The organism is Streptomyces sp. E-08, assembly GCF_049913095.1.
GTDB lineage: Bacteria > Actinomycetota > Actinomycetes > Streptomycetales > Streptomycetaceae > Streptomyces.
This window is the reverse complement of sequence record NZ_CP183971.1, coordinates 8,257,642-8,273,098: the sequence shown is the minus strand read 5'-3', so window position 1 is coordinate 8,273,098 and position 15,457 is coordinate 8,257,642. Positions and strand designations below refer to the sequence as shown.

General features: G+C 72.4%; 17 protein-coding genes. 9 read left to right on the top strand and 8 right to left on the bottom strand.

What is annotated here, in order from left to right:
* Positions 1–18: 18 nt before the first annotated feature.
* Complete coding sequence (locus ACN9MM_RS37865; RefSeq protein ID WP_426368348.1) at positions 19–960, top strand: hypothetical protein; 942 nt, start codon at positions 19–21, stop codon at positions 958–960.
* 214 nt (positions 961–1,174) lie between these two features.
* Positions 1,175–2,386: a helix-turn-helix domain-containing protein gene (locus ACN9MM_RS37860; protein ID WP_426368347.1), complete on the top strand. Its 1,212-nt coding sequence runs from the start codon at positions 1,175–1,177 to the stop codon at positions 2,384–2,386.
* 27 nt (positions 2,387–2,413) lie between these two features.
* Here ACN9MM_RS37860 and ACN9MM_RS37855 read toward each other — a convergent pair whose 3' ends face one another.
* Positions 2,414–2,896, bottom strand: coding sequence for a winged helix-turn-helix transcriptional regulator (locus tag ACN9MM_RS37855; protein ID WP_426368935.1), 483 nt, complete (start codon positions 2,894–2,896; stop codon positions 2,414–2,416).
* Between the two features lie 98 nt (positions 2,897–2,994).
* On the opposite strand from ACN9MM_RS37855, the gene ACN9MM_RS37850 reads away from it, so the two are divergent.
* Positions 2,995–3,696, top strand: coding sequence for an SDR family oxidoreductase (locus ACN9MM_RS37850; RefSeq protein ID WP_426368346.1), 702 nt, complete (start codon positions 2,995–2,997; stop codon positions 3,694–3,696).
* A gap of 27 nt (positions 3,697–3,723) precedes the next feature.
* Positions 3,724–4,149, top strand: coding sequence for a tautomerase family protein (locus ACN9MM_RS37845; protein WP_426368344.1), 426 nt, complete (start codon positions 3,724–3,726; stop codon positions 4,147–4,149).
* A gap of 5 nt (positions 4,150–4,154) precedes the next feature.
* On the opposite strand, the gene ACN9MM_RS37840 is transcribed toward ACN9MM_RS37845, so the two are convergent.
* Positions 4,155–5,642: a long-chain-fatty-acid--CoA ligase gene (locus tag ACN9MM_RS37840; RefSeq protein ID WP_426368343.1), complete on the bottom strand. Its 1,488-nt coding sequence runs from the start codon at positions 5,640–5,642 to the stop codon at positions 4,155–4,157.
* Positions 5,643–5,802: 160 nt separating this feature from the next.
* Here ACN9MM_RS37840 and ACN9MM_RS37835 point away from each other — a divergent pair, with 160 nt between their 5' ends.
* Positions 5,803–6,966, top strand: a complete 1,164-nt coding sequence (locus tag ACN9MM_RS37835; RefSeq protein WP_426368934.1) for a PucR family transcriptional regulator — start codon at positions 5,803–5,805, stop codon at positions 6,964–6,966.
* Positions 6,967–7,009: 43 nt separating this feature from the next.
* Here the strand turns inward: ACN9MM_RS37835 and ACN9MM_RS37830 are convergent, their stop codons facing one another.
* The 4 genes from ACN9MM_RS37830 to ACN9MM_RS37815 form a co-directional block, all read right to left on the bottom strand.
* Positions 7,010–7,462 (bottom strand): DUF5709 domain-containing protein, encoded by a 453-nt coding sequence (locus tag ACN9MM_RS37830; protein WP_426368342.1) that lies wholly within the window; start codon positions 7,460–7,462, stop codon positions 7,010–7,012.
* A gap of 46 nt (positions 7,463–7,508) precedes the next feature.
* On the bottom strand, positions 7,509–7,670 hold the full coding sequence (locus tag ACN9MM_RS37825; protein WP_426368341.1) for a hypothetical protein: 162 nt from the start codon (positions 7,668–7,670) through the stop codon (positions 7,509–7,511).
* 211 nt (positions 7,671–7,881) lie between these two features.
* Entirely contained in the window at positions 7,882–8,409 is a 528-nt protein-coding gene (locus tag ACN9MM_RS37820; protein ID WP_426368339.1) for a hypothetical protein, read from the bottom strand.
* A 102-nt stretch (positions 8,410–8,511) separates the two neighbouring features.
* Complete coding sequence (locus ACN9MM_RS37815) at positions 8,512–9,747, bottom strand: NADH:flavin oxidoreductase/NADH oxidase family protein (RefSeq protein WP_426368338.1); 1,236 nt, start codon at positions 9,745–9,747, stop codon at positions 8,512–8,514.
* Between the two features lie 94 nt (positions 9,748–9,841).
* On the opposite strand from ACN9MM_RS37815, the gene ACN9MM_RS37810 reads away from it, so the two are divergent.
* Positions 9,842–10,471 (top strand): TetR/AcrR family transcriptional regulator, encoded by a 630-nt coding sequence (locus tag ACN9MM_RS37810; protein ID WP_426368337.1) that lies wholly within the window; start codon positions 9,842–9,844, stop codon positions 10,469–10,471.
* Positions 10,468–11,577, top strand: coding sequence for an ABC transporter substrate-binding protein (locus ACN9MM_RS37805; RefSeq protein WP_426368336.1), 1,110 nt, complete (start codon positions 10,468–10,470; stop codon positions 11,575–11,577). Before ACN9MM_RS37810 ends, ACN9MM_RS37805 begins: the two co-directional genes overlap by 4 nt.
* A gap of 22 nt (positions 11,578–11,599) precedes the next feature.
* Here ACN9MM_RS37805 and ACN9MM_RS37800 read toward each other — a convergent pair whose 3' ends face one another.
* Complete coding sequence (locus ACN9MM_RS37800) at positions 11,600–11,983, bottom strand: VOC family protein (protein ID WP_426368335.1); 384 nt, start codon at positions 11,981–11,983, stop codon at positions 11,600–11,602.
* Between the two features lie 66 nt (positions 11,984–12,049).
* Between ACN9MM_RS37800 and ACN9MM_RS37795 the strand changes: the two genes are divergently transcribed.
* Positions 12,050–12,457 (top strand): hypothetical protein, encoded by a 408-nt coding sequence (locus ACN9MM_RS37795; RefSeq protein WP_426368334.1) that lies wholly within the window; start codon positions 12,050–12,052, stop codon positions 12,455–12,457.
* Here the strand turns inward: ACN9MM_RS37795 and ACN9MM_RS37790 are convergent.
* Positions 12,427–13,698 carry an MFS transporter gene (locus ACN9MM_RS37790; protein ID WP_426368333.1) on the bottom strand — a complete coding sequence of 424 codons (1,272 nt, stop codon included), beginning with the start codon at positions 13,696–13,698 and terminating at the stop codon, positions 12,427–12,429. The two genes, ACN9MM_RS37795 and ACN9MM_RS37790, sit on opposite strands and share 31 nt — an antisense overlap.
* Positions 13,699–13,932: 234 nt before the next feature.
* Between ACN9MM_RS37790 and ACN9MM_RS37785 the strand changes: the two genes are divergently transcribed.
* A complete protein-coding gene (locus tag ACN9MM_RS37785) occupies positions 13,933–15,429 on the top strand; it encodes an IMP dehydrogenase (RefSeq protein ID WP_426368332.1) in 1,497 nt (498 codons plus the stop codon).
* The last annotated feature ends 28 nt before the right edge of the window (positions 15,430–15,457 follow it).

Here is a 15,457-nt window from a genome sequence, read left to right as displayed (position 1 = left end):
CGACGGAAGGCTCCCGCCATGTCCCTCGCCTCCTCCCGCACGAGACTCGCCACCCTCTCCGCGCTGACCGCGCTCGGGGCCTTCGCCTCCGTCGGCACGGCGACCGCCGCCACCCCCCAGCTGAACGGCGGGTGGGCGCCGTTCGACCGCTGTCCGGTCGACGCCCCGGCGATGCTCGCCACGGACGGGCTCGACCAGTCGCCCCAGTGCGTCTCCTCCAGCTCGGCCTCCGGCTCCATCAAGCTCGGGAACACGACCGTCATCACGGGGAGGACGAACCTCCAGATCGGCGTCATCCAGAACGCCGACGGCACCAGCTCCGTCGTCGCCCCGCCCGCCGGCTCGATCATCGCGGACTCCGCCACCGTCCCCGGCGGCCTGCTCGGGCTGATGTGCCCGAGCGACATCCCGTTCATCACCGACATCTGCCGGCAGCTGTCCGACGCCAAGCTCAACAAGATCACCGCGACCATGGAGTCGGTCGGCACGCCCTCGGACTTCGACCAGATCGCGGGCGTCCTCACCGACATGCCGATCGTGAACATCCCGGTCCGCATCCACCTGGAGAACCCGTTCCTCGGCAGCAACTGCTACATCGGGACGAAGGCCAACCCGATCATCCTGCGCCCGAACAACAAGACCTCGCCCGACTTCTCCGTCGAGCGCTACAACGGCGACGGCTCCCCCAACGAGGAAGGCGACCTGAGCCGCCTCAACATCCTCGGCTCCACCCAGGTCGACACCACCTTCGCCGTCCCCGGCGCCAGCGGCTGCGGCCTCGGGCTCGGCCTGGTCAACGGCGCGGTCAACCTCAAGACCGGACTGCCCTCCGCCGCCGGCAGGAACAGTCTCACGCTCAACAACACCCAGACCTACCTGACCGGCCTGTACGCCCCCGGGGTCTCCGCCCCCGACGCCGGCAAGGTGCTGTCCCAGCACTGGCACTCGGCCGTCAGGTAACGGCCACCCAGGGTCGATTCCCGGCCTAGTCGGCGGCCCACGGGCCTCCGCGAACACCAACTCTTGCGCAAGTTGTGTACAGCACACAGCAGTTGATTTAGCTTCAGCAGTCCCCGTTGGTACGCACCTGACGGCCATGGCGGCGCCCACCACCCAGGGAGGGCGCCGCACTGCCGCTCCCCACCGGTCGCGCAGGAGAGCAAGGGATCGGTCCATGCCCGCAATCGCACAGTCACCGAACATCGGCGAGCCGCTCGACCCGCTCCCCAGGGAGTTCGCCGACCTGATGAGGCCGGAGATCCCAGGCCTCATCAAAGAGATCGGTATCGAGGTCCAGCGGGCCTACCCCGTGTACGCCCACCTCTTCAACGGACCGCACTCGGACGCCATCCGCCAGGGCGTGGAACAGGCCCTGGCGGCCTTCGTGGAACGGGTCGCCGCCCCCGGGGCGAAGTCGGCACTCCGGGACGAGCTGCTGCGCAAGTTCGGCCGCGTCGAGGCCTACGAGGGCCGCGACCTCGGCTGTCTCCAGGGCGCCTACCGCCTCGGGGCGCGCATCGCGCTGCGCCGGGCCAAGAGCATCGGACGCACCTACAACCTCTCCCCCACCCTCATCCTGGCCTTCGCGGACGCCCTCTTCGCCTACGTCGAGGAGCTCGAAGCCCTGTCGCGCGAGGGCTACGTCACGGCCCAGGCCCGCGCCGTGTCCGACGTGGCGGCGCGGAGGAGACAGTTACTCCACCTCGTCGTCGCGGGTCCGCCGCTGCCCCGGGCGACGATCGCCGAGCTGTGCGAGGAGGCGTCCTGGCAGCTGCCCTCCGAGTGCACCCTGGTGGCCCTCCGCCCTCCGGTCGCCGAGCTGGTCCAGGCGGGGCTCGACCGGGACGTGCTGGCCGACCTGACCCTCCCCCAGCCGCACCTGCTCATCCCCGGCCCGCTCACCCCGCAGCGGCTCACGATGCTCGAATCGGCCCTGGCCGGGACGTCCGCCGTCGTCGGTCTGACCGTTCCGCCGGTGCAGGCCGCGCACTCCATCCGCTGGGCGCGGCGGGTCCTTCAGCTCGTCGACGACGGCATCGTGCCGGACGCCCCCCTCGTGCACTGCGAGGAGCACCTGACAACGTTGTGGCTGCTGTCCGATCCCGCCCTCACGGCGCATCTCGCCGCGCGTGAGCTGGCCCCGCTCGACGAGCTGTCCGGCACCCGGCGCGAGCGGCTGATCGAGACCCTGCGCGTCCACATCTCCACGCGCGCCCCCGCCGAACAGGTCGGCGAGTTGCTGGGCGTGCACGCCCAGACGGTCCGCTACCGGCTGCGGAACCTGGACACCCATTTCGGCGACCGGCTCCTTGACCCGGACCACCGGTTCGCCCTCGAAGCGGCCCTGCGCTCGCTCCACCTCCACGGCAGGAAGCGGGCGGACTGATCCGCGTACGCCTCCCCCGCGCGAGCCTCAGTCGCGGCTCCAGTCGGGGTGCAGGCGGATCTCGATGTCGTCGGACGACGGGTCCGGTGCGGGGTCGGCCGTCACTCGGACGCTCAGCGGCCGGCCGCTTTCCGCCTCGACGAAGGCCAGGGGCGGGCGGCCGTCCTGGAGGTACGTGTCGCCCCACCGGACCAGCGAGAGGAAGACCGGCAGCAGGTCCTCGCCGGCCCGTGTCAGGCGGTACTCGTCGCGCGCCCGCTTCCCCGGCTCCTGGTAGGGAGTGCGTGTCACGACCCCGGCCGACTCCAGCTGCTTGAGCGCGCGGGAGACCGAGGGCGCGGAGGTGCCGATCCTCGTCACGAAGTCCTCGAACCTGGTCGTGCCGTAGAAGCACTCCCGCACGACCATGAAGACCGTCCGGGTGCTCAGCAGGTCGAGCACCCGGCCGGCCGAGCACCCGTCTCCGATCGACCACGCGTCCCGGTCGCCCAACCGCTTCTCGAACCTCATCGCCACCCGCCCATTGTAACTAATGCTTGCGTTACTCAGCCCTGGCGTGCTTGCATCTGACTAACGAAGTCGTTAGCCAGATCGGGAGTGTGGGTGCCATGGTTGCGGTGGCGGGCAAGGTGGTCGTGGTGACCGGAGGGCGGCGGGGACTCGGCGCCGCCCTCGTGGACGAGGTGCTGGCGCGCGGGGCGAGCAAGGTGTACGCCACCTCCCGCTCGCCGTACACGGACGAACGCCCACGCGTGGTGACGGTCCCGCTCGAAGTGCGTTCGGCCGAGTCGGTCGCCGCGCTCGCGGAGCTCGCCGCCGACGCCGGGATCGTGTTCAACAACGCCGGGGTCCTGCTGCCCGGGCCGCTGCTCACGGGCGACGTCGAACAGGCCGCGGAGACCTTCGACGTCAACGTCCTCGGGCCGTTGCGGGTGGCGCGGGCGTTCGCGCCGGTCCTCGCCGCGAACGGCGGCGGGGCGCTGGTGAACATGCACTCCGTACTGTCGTGGCTCGCGGGCAGCGGAGCCTACGGAGCCTCCAAGGCGGCGGCGTGGTCCCTCACGAACTCGCTCCGGCTCGAACTCGCCCCGCAGCGCACCCAGGTCGTCGGCGTGCACGCCGGATTCATCGACACGGACATGGTCGCCGCCCTCGACCGGAGCAAGGCGAAGCCCGCCGACGTGGCCGCGCGGATCGTCGACGGGCTGGAGGCGGGGCACGCGGAGGTGCTCGCCGACGACGTCAGCGCCGCCGTCAAGTCCGCACTCTCCGGGCCCGTGGAACACCTGACCTTCTCGGCCGCCGGCTGATCCCTCACCAAGGAGACACGAACCGCCATGCCCCTGTGGACCGTTCACCACACCCCGGGAGTCTTCTCCGACGACGAGAAGCACCGGCTCGCCTCGTCCGTCGCCGACCACTACGAGAAGGCCGGCCTGCCGCGCTTCTACGTGGTCACCCTGTTCCAGGAGACCCGGCCCGAGGACTTCTACGTCGGCGGAGAGCCCGCCCCCGTCGGGGTCCGGATCACCATCGATCACATCGCCCGGCGCAACCCCGACGAGGACAGCAGGCGCAGGACCGCCCGCTGGATCAGGCAGATGGTGCAGCCGCACCTCGAACGGCACGCCGGGCTCCACTGGGAGTTCCACGTCGACGAGACCAGCGAGGAGCTCTGGATGATCAACGGGCTCGTCCCGCCGCCGGGCGGCTCCGACACGGAACGGCTCTGGGCGGAGCAGAACGCGGCGACCCCCTACTGACCGGGTCACCCCGCCGGGACGGTGATCTCCCTCTTGAGGATCTTTCCGCTCGGCCCCAGCGGCAGCTGGTCCACGAGCCACACCCGGCGCGGGTACTTGTAGGCCGCCACGCGGTCCTTGACGTACTCGCGCAGTTCGTCGGGGGTGGCCTCGGCGGCGGGGCGCAGCACGACCGCGGCCGCGATCTCCTCGCCGAGCTCGGGGTGCGGGAAGCCCACCACCGCGGCGAGGGCGACGGCCGGGTGCTCGTGGAGGACCTCCTCGATCTCGCGCGGGTAGACGTTGTAGCCGCCCCGGATGACCATGTCCTTCTTGCGGTCGACGATGTACAAGTAGCCGTCCTCGTCGGCGCGGGCGAGGTCGCCGGTGCGCAGCCAGCCGTCGGGGATCGCCGCCTCGGTCTCCTCCGGGCGGTTCCAGTACCCCCGCATGACGTTGGGGCCCCGGACGGCCAGTTCGCCGATCTCTCCGGGGGCCACGTCCTGGCCCCTGTCGTCGAGGAGCCGTACCTCGACGTCCCGGATCGGGGTGCCGATGGAGCCGGCCTTGCGGGGCCGGTCGGGGTGGTTGAAGGTGACCACCGGGCTGGTCTCGGACATGCCGAAGCCTTCGAGCACCGGACAGCCGAAGCGCCGCTCGAAGCCGTGCAGGATCTCCACCGGCAGCGAGGCACCGCCGGAGATGCACATGCGCAGCGTCGACACGTCCGCGTCCGAGGGGTGCTGGAGCAGCGCCGCGTACATGGTCGGGACGCCCTCGAAGACGGTGGCGCGCTCGCGGGCGACGGCCGTCAGGACGGCCTGCGGATCGAAGCGCGGGATGAGGACGAGGGACGCGCCGCTGCGGACGGCCGCGCTCATGGTGCAGATCTGCCCGAAGATGTGGAACAGCGGCAGACAGCCCACCACCACGTCCTCCGGCGTCATCTCCTGGATGTGGACGCTGTTGACCTCGGTGTTGTGCCGCAGCCCCGCGTGGGAGAGGACCGCGCCCTTGGGGCGGCCGGTGGTGCCGGAGGTGTACAGCAGGACGGCCATGTCCTCGCCGTCCGTGTCGGCGACCTCGGGCAGCGGCTCGTGTCCGGCCAGCGCGGCGGCGAACGCGGCGGGTTCGACGGCCGAGTGCCGTACTCCCGCGGCGGCCGCGCCCTGGGCGCCCTCGCCCGGCGCCTGGTGCCACTCGAAGAGCCGCACCGCGCCGGAGTCGGTGAGGTGGAACTCGGTCTCCCGGGTCTTCAGGAGCGGGTTCATCGGGACGACGACCGCTCCGGCGCGCAGGACGCCGTAGTACAGCACCACGAACTCGGGAACGTTCGGCAGCATCAGCGCGACCCGGTCCCCGGGGCGCACCCCCTCGGACCGCAGCAGGGCGGCGGCGCGGGCGCTGCGCTCGTCCAGCTCCGCGTACGTGATGACCTGCTCCCCCAGGCGCAGTGCGGGCCGCTCGGGCTGCCGCCCGGCCGTCTCCACGAGAAACCCTGCCAGATTGGCCATGACCCGCCTCCGTTACACGGAATCACCGAATGTTTACATCGCCGACATCTTGCAGGGGTATGCGCTCACGGCCTATGGCCGGGGCGACAACGCGGGGCGTCGCGGATTGTTCCCGCTCACAATCCGAGGGCGCTAGGCTGCACTGATGATCCTTTCGGGTGTGGCGGCGGCGCTTCTGGCCAGACTTCCGGAACTGGGCGAGCACATGGCGCTGCGGATCCGCGCGAACGTCGAGGCGTACGAGGACGAGTCGCTGATCTCCCTGGATTCACTGCGCCGTTCCTGCACCGCCAACGCGGACCTCATCCTCACCCACCTCCGCGTCGGGGGTGCTCCGGACGCGAGTTCGGCCCGTGAGACCGGGCGGCTCCGCGCGAAGCAGGGGGTTCCGCTGGCGGACACGCTGCACGCGTACCGCATCGGCTCCCAGTTCCTGTGGACCGAGATCCTCGGCGAGGCCCGCGCGCGCCCGGAGGTCTCCGACGATCTCCTCCTCTCGGAGTCGACCGAGTTCTGGGCGCTGTCCGGTCTGTACGCCGAGTCGGTGGCGGTGGCCTACCGCGAGGCCGCCGCCGAACTCACCTCACAGGGGCAGGCGAGGCGCTCCGCCCTGGTGGAGGCGCTGTTCACCGGCATCGTCGCCGACCGCACGCTGTGGGAGACCGCCCGCGAGCTGGAGCTGCCCGAGCACGGCCCGTACGCCGTCGCGGCGGCGAGGGCGGGCACACCCGGCGAGGAGCCCCTCACCGGTGCGGAGGCGGCGCTGCGCCGGGCGAACCTGCCCTCCGCCTGGAGGCTCCTTCCGGACCAGCAGCTCGCCCTGATCGCCCTCCCGACGGCGTCCGCGGAAACAACCTGCCTGGGCATCCTCCGCCGGACCCGCGCCCGAGTGGGCTTCAGTCCGCGCTTCCACTCCCTGCGGGACACGCCCCAGGCCCTGCGCTTCGCCCGGCTCGCCCTCGCCGGCCTCGAAGGCTCCGGACCCGGCGTGGCCCGCTTCGACGACAACCCGCTGGCCATGGTCGTCGCCGCCGCGCCCGCCGAGGCCGCGCACCTGGTGGAGGTGGTACTGCGGCCGCTGCTCGACCTTCCGGTCGCGGAGCGGTCCCGGCTCCTGCGCACCCTGGAACACTGGTTCGCCGCCGCGGGCTCGGCCGCCGACGCGGCGCGGAGCCTGTTCGTGCACCCCAACACCGTCCGTTACCGGCTGCGCCGTGTGGAGGAACTGACGGGCCGCTCTCTCTCCGATCCGCGGGCGGTGGCGGACATCGGTGCCGCGCTCCTGGCGGTGCGCGGGCCGGGACCCGGGCCTGGGCCGGGCTGAGGAGTCCCGCCGGTCTTCACGCGCACCGGCCGGGGGCGTCGCGTCATTCCTCGTCGACGATGTGCATCGCCGCTTCCTCTGCGGAGGCGGCGCCGCCGTCGATGCCCAGGTCCCGGGCGTTCAGTTCCGACGTGACGCCACGCGTTCCCTCGTCCTCGGACACCAGGCGCCCCGCGCGCCGTGCGCCGACCTGGTCGTCCAGGAGCTCCCCGTCGGTGTCCGTCGCGTCGCCGAGGCCGTCGCCGTCGGGGGCGGCGGGCTCGGGTTCCTCCTCCGCCAGGCGCTCGTCGAGGGTTTCGCCCCGCTGCCGTTCGGCCGCGGTCACGCCCGCGCGCTCGGCGCCGAGAGGCCGCTCCGGTGGCGAGTACCCCGCGTCGAGCGGATCGCCGGGCGGCCCCTCAAGGGTGTCCTCGTAGTCGAGGACACCCGCGTCGTCCTGGACCTCGCTGCCGTCGGGCTGGTAGACGTCATCCCCCCACGCTTCCGTCTGGGTCATGCGGAGCTCCGTTCCTGACCAGGTCCACGACGGCTTTCGCCCGGGCTCACTCCTCCCGTTCGAAGTCGGCCTCGGCCCGCTCGGCGTCGAGGTCGGACTGGGCCTTCGCGTACAGCTCGTGCACGAACTTCCGGGCTTCGTCGGGCGAGATGCCGACACCGAGGCGGAGCAACCGACCCGTCCAGTGACCGAGCGGATCATCAGGCATGGCGCCTCCTGAGGGGAGTGCGGTCGGTGCCGGCCGTATCGGCTGCGGGGCGGGGCGGTCGGATCCCCGTTCTTGATTCCATGGTCCCCGCCTGCGGGGGGAGCGCAACCCGATGTGGACAGGGTGGCGACCCCTGGGAACGGCGCCGCGACCGACCGCGCGGCCCCGCGTGCCGGGCGTCGCGGGGCAGACGGGAAGGTGCAGACAGGCCCTAGCCCACCCAGCCGCGCAGCAGCTCCTCCCGCTGCGCCCCGCGAGGTGTCCCGCCCTCCCGCGCGCGACCCCACTCCGACATCGCCGCCAGGGTGGTGGCCATCGTCGCGGCGCCCTCCGTGAGGCGGGACAGGAGGGTGTGGGAGAGCTCGGCCTCCGTCGGTGTGTAGCCGACGGCGGCGGCCACGTAGACCTTCAGCTCGTGTGTGCCGTCGTGTGTCTCCAGACCCACCGTCATCAGCGGCGGGGCCTCGCCCGACAGGCCCGGGCCCAGGGTCATCCCCAGGTTCATCACCACGTCCAGGGCCACGTCCGCGACGACGCCGACCTGCCGCTTCAAGGACTTCACGGGCACGTCCGCCACGGTCAGGGCGCGTACGTCCTCCCAGAGGTGGAGGCCGGACTGCCCGTCACCCAGGGCCACCACGCCGTCGGGGGTCAGGCGTATCCCGGGAGCCGAACCGGTCGGCTTGGCCCCCACGTACACGTCTCCCTCGGCGATCCAGAACAGACCCACCATGGCCATCGGTTGCTCACTTCCCCCGACGGCGGCACACCGCCGCCGTGTCACACGTCAGAACGATCAGGTCGCCATCCGGAACGCGTGCGCGGGCGGGGAAGTTCCCCCTCAGCGGCCGGTGGACAGCCAGGCGCGGTAGCCGCGCAGGGCCACGCGCTGCTTCCGGTACTCGGAGACGAGGGCGACCGCCGGGTGCGTACCGGGCCTGGGGTCGGCGCCACGGGCGAGCCGGCGCATCTGGTGGCGGACCTTCGCCATGCCGGCGGCCGAGGCGAGGGTCTTGTCCGACCACGTCACCGGTGCCATCTGCCGGTCGGCCTCGCGGCCGCCGCGCCAGCGGTCCGGCAGGTCCGGGGTGACGGCGAGGGCGGTGCCCACCCCGACGACCGCCACTCCGCTGTCCAGGACCTTCTCGGCCGTCGCTCGCCTCGTGATGCCGCCCGTGAGCATGAGCGGGACGGGGCTCGTCCTCACCAGGTCCTCGGCGAGGTGGAGGAAGTAGGCCTCGCGGGCCGTGGTGCGGTCGTCGGCGGGGCGGCCGGTCATGGCCGGGCTCTCGTAGCTGCCGCCGGACAGTTCGACCAGGTCGACGCCGAGCGGTTCGAGCATCCCGATCACCTGGCGGGCGTCGTCGGCGTCGAAGCCCCCGCGCTGGAAGTCGGCGGAGTTGAGCTTCACCGCGACCGCGAAGGAGGGCGAGACGGCCGCGCGGACGGCGCGGACCACGTCGAGGAGCATCCGGGCCCGGTTCTCCAGTGACCCGCCCCACCGGTCGGTGCGCTTGTTGACGAGCGGCGAGAGGAACTGCGACAGGAGGTAGCCGTGCGCGGCGTGCACCTCGACGCCGTCGAAGCCCGCCTCCTCGGCGCGGCGGGCCGTGACGGCGAACCGCGCCACGGTGTCCTCGATCTGCTGCGGGGTCATGGCCGTCGGGCGGCCGAAGCGGCCGCTGTGCCTGCCCAGGTCGACGCCGACGTCGGAGGGGCCCCAGACGACGCCGGGCATGTCGGACGCCACCTGACGGCCGGGGTGGTTGATCTGCATCCAGATCCGGCCGCCCCCGGACTTGCCGGCCTCGGCCCATGCGGCGAACGGCTCCAGGGGCGCGTGCTCGTCGAGGACGACTCCGCCGGGGCCGGTCAGCGCCTCGGCGTGCACCATCACGTTGCCGGTGATCAGCAGGCCCGTGCCGCCGGCGGCCCAGCGCCGGTACAGCGTCGGCAGCCGCCGGTCGGGGAGCTGGCCGTCACCGGCCATGTTCTCCTCCATGGCCGCCTTCGCGATCCGGTTGTCCAGTACCTGCCCCGAGCGCAGGGGCAGTGGCGAGAACAGCTCAGTGGTCATCCCGGTTCCCTCTCCCAAGGTCCATCACCTAAGATGTATGCACCACAAACATAAAGGGCCATGTAAGCGGCGCAAACATCAAAGAGTGTGACCTATGTCGCAAACCGGTACGTACCATCACGGCGATCTGCGCGCCGCCTGCCTGCGCGCCGCGCGGGAACTCCTGGAGGAGGACGGCAGCGCCGGGCTCTCGCTGCGCGCCGTCGCCCGACGGGCCGGCGTGTCCGCCACGGCCCCCTACCGCCACTACGCGGACCGTGACGCCCTCGTCTCCGCCGTCGCCGCGGAGGGGTACCGCGAACTCGCCCAGCACCTGGCCGCGGTCCACTCCGCGCCCTCGACGCCCGACGACCTGGCGGCGGTCGCCGTCGTGTACGTGCGGTTCGCGCTCGACCACCCCGCCCTGTTCCGGGCGATGTTCGCCGAACCCTGCGACCCGACCAGCGAGGAACGCGTCGCCGCGACCGCCGTCATCACGGAGTACGTCCACCGCATCGTCCGCGACGCGTTCCCCGGCACCGACCCGTCGGGGGCCCTCCCGACCACCGTGTGGGCCCTCGTCCACGGCCTGGCGTTCCTGCACCTCGACGGCAAGCTCGACGCCTCGTCGCCCGAGGTCGTGGCCGCGCGGGTACGGGGGGCCGTAGTCGCCCTGTTCACCGCCTCCCCCGCGCTGCGGGCGGCGGCCACGCCCTCACCGCCCCAAGGAGACACACCCCGATGAGCACGCCACCCTCCCCGTCGGGAGCGCACCCGGACCGCCCGCCCGTCCGCCTGGGCGCACTCGTCCCGCGGACGCGGCCCGGCTGGGTCGAGGCGGGGCGGCACCTCCTCGCGGGACTCGACCTGGCCGTGGACGAGGTCAACGAGACGGGCGGGATCGACGGCCGGCCCCTTGAGCTGGTCGTCCGGGACACCGCGGCCGACCCCGAGCGGGCCGCGGCGGCCGTGGTCGAACTGGCCGGCCTGGGCGTGGCCGCCGTGGTGGGCGAGTACCACAGCGTCGTCGCCCGCGCCGTCGCCGGCCGGGCCGACGCCCTCGGCGTGCCGTTCCTCTGCTCGTCCGCCGTTCTCGACGCGCTCGTCGAGGAGCGGACGGAGTGGGTCGCGCGCGTGGCCCCGGCCCAGTCACGCGGCTGGCGGATCTACGCGGACTTCCTCCTCGCCACGGGCCGGAGCCGGATCGCCGTGGCGACCCAGCCGAGCGTCTACTGGGCGACCGGAACCCGCGTGCTGCGGGACCACCTCGCGCCCCGGGGCGGCTCCGTCGTCGAACTCGACGCGACCGCGCTCACCCCCGAGGCCCTCTGCGACGCCCTCGTCGACCACGACGTGACGGCGCTGCTCCTCCTGGTCGGCAGTCCGGAACCGGCGGTGCCGATCGTCCGGGCGGTCCGGGGCGACCGGCGGCTCGCGGACCTGCTGATCGGTGCCCCCGCCGGACAGCCGGAGTTCGCCGGGTGGGCCGAGGCGCTGGGCGAGGACGGTGCCGGGATCCCGTTCCTGCGCTACCTCCCGGAGCACCTCGGTCCGCTCGGCGGCCGCGTACGGAAGGAACTCCGCGAACGGCTGGGCGAGGCGCCCTCCTTCGTCGCCCTCGAGGGCTGGGACACCGTCACCGTCCTGGCCGCACTGCTGCGTTCCCACGGCACCGACCGGGCGACGATAGCCGGGGCCTGGCCCCGCGTTTCGGCCGAGGGCACCCGTGGCCCGATCCGGTTCTCCCGCACGCCGGGCATCGCCCTCTGGCAATGGGCGTGGGCCCCGGTCCAGGTCGCCGACCGGGACCCGTCGGCTCCCACCACCTTCCGGGTCCTGCACTCCGGCTGAGAGCAGCGTCGCGCGGCGGCGGTCAGGAGTTCCCGGACGCCCGGTCGGACTCGCTGCGCAGGACGCAGAACTCGTTGCCCTCGGGGTCGGCGAGGACGGCCCAGCCCGAGCCGTCGGGGTTCCGGTGGTCGGCGACGAAGGTGGCACCGAGGTCCAGCAGCCGCCGCACCTCCTCGTCGCGCGAGGTCTCGGGGCGCAGGCACAGGTGGAGCCGGTTCTTCGACGTCTTCGCCTCGGGCACCTGGTTGAAGTACAGGACCGGGCCCTCCGCGAGGAGGACCTGGGTCTCCCGCGCGCCCGGTTCGTCCTCCGGGTCCATCGGGTGTCCTGTGACGCCGCTCCAGAAACGAGCCAGTTCATAGGCGTCCGCACAGTCGATCGCCACGTTCTGCAATACCGAGACCATTCGCGCGATCCTTCCCGATCTCCGCGTCCTTCGCCACCGCGCCGCTTGTCCGGGCGTGGCTCGTGGGTGAGGGTCGGTTCCACGAGCCGTGTCCACGACGACGAACGACTGGCCGGGGCCTACGAGTCGGGCAACGGGATGCCCGAGGAGTCCCTGCGGGCCTGGGTGGAGCTCTTCGCCTCGTCCGCGCCTCGCCCCGCGCCCTCCGTCATCGAGGTCGGCGCCGGGACGGGCGTCTCCTCCGCCGGGTTCGTCCTGGAGGGGGTCGGGTCCTTCGCCACCCCGGTGACGGCGAGCCTCGGCGCGTACCACGCGCGGCTGGTCACCCGGCCGCAGTCGAAGTTCACCCACCTCACGGCCGAGGAGTTCCACGAGGGGCTCGTGCGCATGGAGGCCGCGGCCCGCGACGAGGCGCGGGACGGACCCCGGCCGGTGGTCGAACGCTACGACGTGGCGGTCTTCGTCCGCGGATGAGAGCCGGTCCCCCGGGGACCGGAGTCCCGGGATCCGGAGTCCCGGGATCCGGAGTCCCGGGATCCGGAGTCCCGGGGGAGCCGCCGGAGGGTGAACAGACCGAGGGCGACGTGCAGCACGGCGGCCGTCGCCGCGGCCACGCGCAGGCCCGTGACGAAGGCGGACCTCGCAGCGGACGCCGCCGCGTCCGCCAGGCCGGGGACGCGCAGGGTCTCGTCCAGTGTCGGGGCGAGGTCGGGGCCCTGGAGGCGGAAGAGGACGGCCGCGAGCGAGCCGAGCAGGGCGATGCCGAGGGCGTTGCCGATCTCGTTGCTGGTCTCGGCGATCGCGCCGGCCGAGCCCGCCCGCTCGGGCGGCACCGCTCCCACGGCGGTGTCGGCGACGACGGCGAAGGAGATGCCGTAGCCGATGCCGGCGCTCGCCGTGGACGCGACGTACCAGCCGGTGCCGCCGGTGGCGGCGGCGGGCAGGAGCAGCAGCAGTCCCGTCGCGATCGAGAAGTGGCAGACGAGCAGCGCCGTGCGTGTGCCGACGCGGTCCACCAGGGACGGTGTGACGACGCAGGTCACCGTCAGGACGACCGCTCCCGGCAGCGCGAGCAGCGCGGCACGCAGCACGGGAAGGCCGAGGACCGATTGCAGGTAGACACCGGCCAGGTAGGCGACGGCCGACCACGCGGCCAGGGGCAGCAGTCCGGTGATCACCGCGATCGTGAAGACCCGTTCGCGGAAGAGCGAGAAGTCGATCAGCGGGTGTTCCAGACGCCGTTGACGGACTCCGAACCAGGTCAGTACGGCGACCCCGGCCAGTCCGGCGAGCACCGCCGAAGCCGTCGCCCCGTCGGCCGCGGCGTGCTTGAGCCCGTAGATCGCCAGCAGCAGACCGCTCGCCGACGTCACCACGCTGACGACGTCGACGCGTCCGGGGCGGGTCGCGCGCACTTCGCGGAGCAGGACGGGTGCGACGGACAGGAACACGGCGATGACGGGGAGGTTGACCAGGAACACCGAGCCCCACCAGAAGCGTTCGAGCAGGACGCCGCCGACGACCGGTCCGATCGCGAATCCGGCCGCGAAGGCCGCGGCGAAGACGCCGATGGCCCGCGCCCGCCGCTTCGGGTCGGTGAAGAGTTCGCCGAGGAGCCTGCTCCTCGCCCGGCGCGCTCCGGTCCGGGCGGTGGCTGACCGGCCGGGCTGCTGACGGTCGCCGACGGGCGCCGACAGGCCGTGCGCTAAGATCACGTATGGCGTCATGGAAGTCAACGCCTGTGCAGCAACGCCGGATTCGGGTCTGTCGTGTCCTCGCTGCCGACCCGGCCGCGCGTGTGAGCACTGCCCTGCCGGGCGCGCCCGCTCCGCTGCTTCCGGAGCGCCCCTTCCGTCCTGTGCGCCCCCGGCCGGCATCGATCCGCAGTGCCCGTACGAGCCCCGCCGTTCCGTTGCCGACCGGCGCGCAGGCTCCTTGCTGGAGACAATGTGAAAATCCTTCCCGAGATCTCTCGTACGCTGAGTGAGTACCTCCTCATCCCCGGCCTGACCACAGAAGACTGCACACCGGAGAACACGGACCTCGGGGCGCCGCTCGTGCGTCACCGGGTCGGCGAGGAGCCGGGAATCCGGGTCGCCACCCCCATGGTGAGCGCGATCATGCAGGCGGTGTCGTCACCGGCGCTCGCGGTGGCGCTGGCGCAGGTCGGCGGTCTTTCGTTCATCCACCAGAACCAGCGGATCGAGGACCAGGCCGCGGACGTGCTGGCGGTGAAGCGGCACAAGGCCGGCTTCCGCACCAGCGACGTCACCGTGGCGCCGACGACGCCCCTCGGCGAGGTCTCCCGGCTGCTGGCCGGCACCGAGCAGGGCGTGGCCGTGGTCACGCGTGACGGGGAGGCGGAGGGCGAGTTCCTCGGGATCATCAGCCTCGACGACTTCCATCTGGAGCGCCACGGTGCCCATGAGACCGCCGGCAACCGGATGCGGGGCCGTGACGGTCTGGTCACCGCGCCGGCCTCGGTCTCCCTGTCCGAGGCGAACGAGCTGATCTGGAAGCACCATCTGGACGTTCTTCCCGTGCTCGGGGACGACAGTCGGGTGGTCTCCCTCGTCCTGAAGCGGGACTACCAGGCGCACAAGACGTACCACCGGGCGACCGTGGACGGCGAGAAGCGTCTGCGCGTCGGCGCGGGCATCAACTCCCGTGACTTCAAGGACCGCATTCCCGCCCTGGTCGAGGCCGGAGCGGACGTGCTGTGCCTGGACTCCTCCGACGGGTACTCCGTGTACCAGGCGAGGACCGTCGAGTTCGCCCGGGAGACGTACGGGGACGCCGTCCCCGTGGGCGCCGGGAACGTCGTCGACGGACGGGCGTTCCGGTATCTGGCCGACGCGGGTGCGGCGTTCGTGAAGGTCGGCATCGGCGGCGGGGCCATCTGCACCACCCGGGCGCAGAAGGGCATCGGCCGCGGGCAGGCCTCCGCCCTGCTCGACGTGGTCGAGGCGCGCGACGCCTACGCCCAGGAGACCGGGGTGTACGTGCCGTTGTGCTGCGACGGCGGTCTGCTGAACGACTCGCACATGGCGATGGCGCTGGCGATGGGGGCGGACTTCATCATGCTCGGCCGCTACTTCGCCCGCCTGGACGAGAGCCCGTCGCGGAAGCTGCAGATCGGCGGTCAGTGGTACAAGGAGTACTGGGGCGAGGGCTCGCGGCGCGCGCAGAACGAGGCCCGTTACGGCCAGCGCGGCCAGATGGTCTTCGAGGAGGGCGTCGACGGCTACGTGCCCTACGCGGGCAGCCTGTACGACAACGTCGAGCGGACCCGGGCGAAGCTCACCTCGACGATGATCAGCTGCGGTTCGACGAACCTGCGGGACTTCCACCGCGACGCGGTGCTCGTCCCGGTGTCCGCGGAGTCCTTCAAGCAGACGGGCGCCGAGGTGCAGCTGCGGCGGCCGACCGTCGACTCCGGCGAGTGACCCGGCCGGTCCGGGACCGGAACCGGCG

Coding starts and splice junctions, on each gene's coding strand:
- ACN9MM_RS37865 (WP_426368348.1), top strand. CDS start 19: ATGTCCCTCGCCTCCTCCCGCACGAGACTCGCCACCCTCTCCGCGCTG.
- ACN9MM_RS37860 (WP_426368347.1), top strand. CDS start 1,175: ATGCCCGCAATCGCACAGTCACCGAACATCGGCGAGCCGCTCGACCCG.
- ACN9MM_RS37855 (WP_426368935.1), bottom strand. CDS start 2,896: ATGAGGTTCGAGAAGCGGTTGGGCGACCGGGACGCGTGGTCGATCGGA.
- ACN9MM_RS37850 (WP_426368346.1), top strand. CDS start 2,995: ATGGTTGCGGTGGCGGGCAAGGTGGTCGTGGTGACCGGAGGGCGGCGG.
- ACN9MM_RS37845 (WP_426368344.1), top strand. CDS start 3,724: ATGCCCCTGTGGACCGTTCACCACACCCCGGGAGTCTTCTCCGACGAC.
- ACN9MM_RS37840 (WP_426368343.1), bottom strand. CDS start 5,642: ATGGCCAATCTGGCAGGGTTTCTCGTGGAGACGGCCGGGCGGCAGCCC.
- ACN9MM_RS37830 (WP_426368342.1), bottom strand. CDS start 7,462: ATGACCCAGACGGAAGCGTGGGGGGATGACGTCTACCAGCCCGACGGC.
- ACN9MM_RS37825 (WP_426368341.1), bottom strand. CDS start 7,670: ATGCCTGATGATCCGCTCGGTCACTGGACGGGTCGGTTGCTCCGCCTC.
- ACN9MM_RS37820 (WP_426368339.1), bottom strand. CDS start 8,409: ATGGCCATGGTGGGTCTGTTCTGGATCGCCGAGGGAGACGTGTACGTG.
- ACN9MM_RS37815 (WP_426368338.1), bottom strand. CDS start 9,747: ATGACCACTGAGCTGTTCTCGCCACTGCCCCTGCGCTCGGGGCAGGTA.
- ACN9MM_RS37810 (WP_426368337.1), top strand. CDS start 9,842: ATGTCGCAAACCGGTACGTACCATCACGGCGATCTGCGCGCCGCCTGC.
- ACN9MM_RS37805 (WP_426368336.1), top strand. CDS start 10,468: ATGAGCACGCCACCCTCCCCGTCGGGAGCGCACCCGGACCGCCCGCCC.
- ACN9MM_RS37800 (WP_426368335.1), bottom strand. CDS start 11,983: ATGGTCTCGGTATTGCAGAACGTGGCGATCGACTGTGCGGACGCCTAT.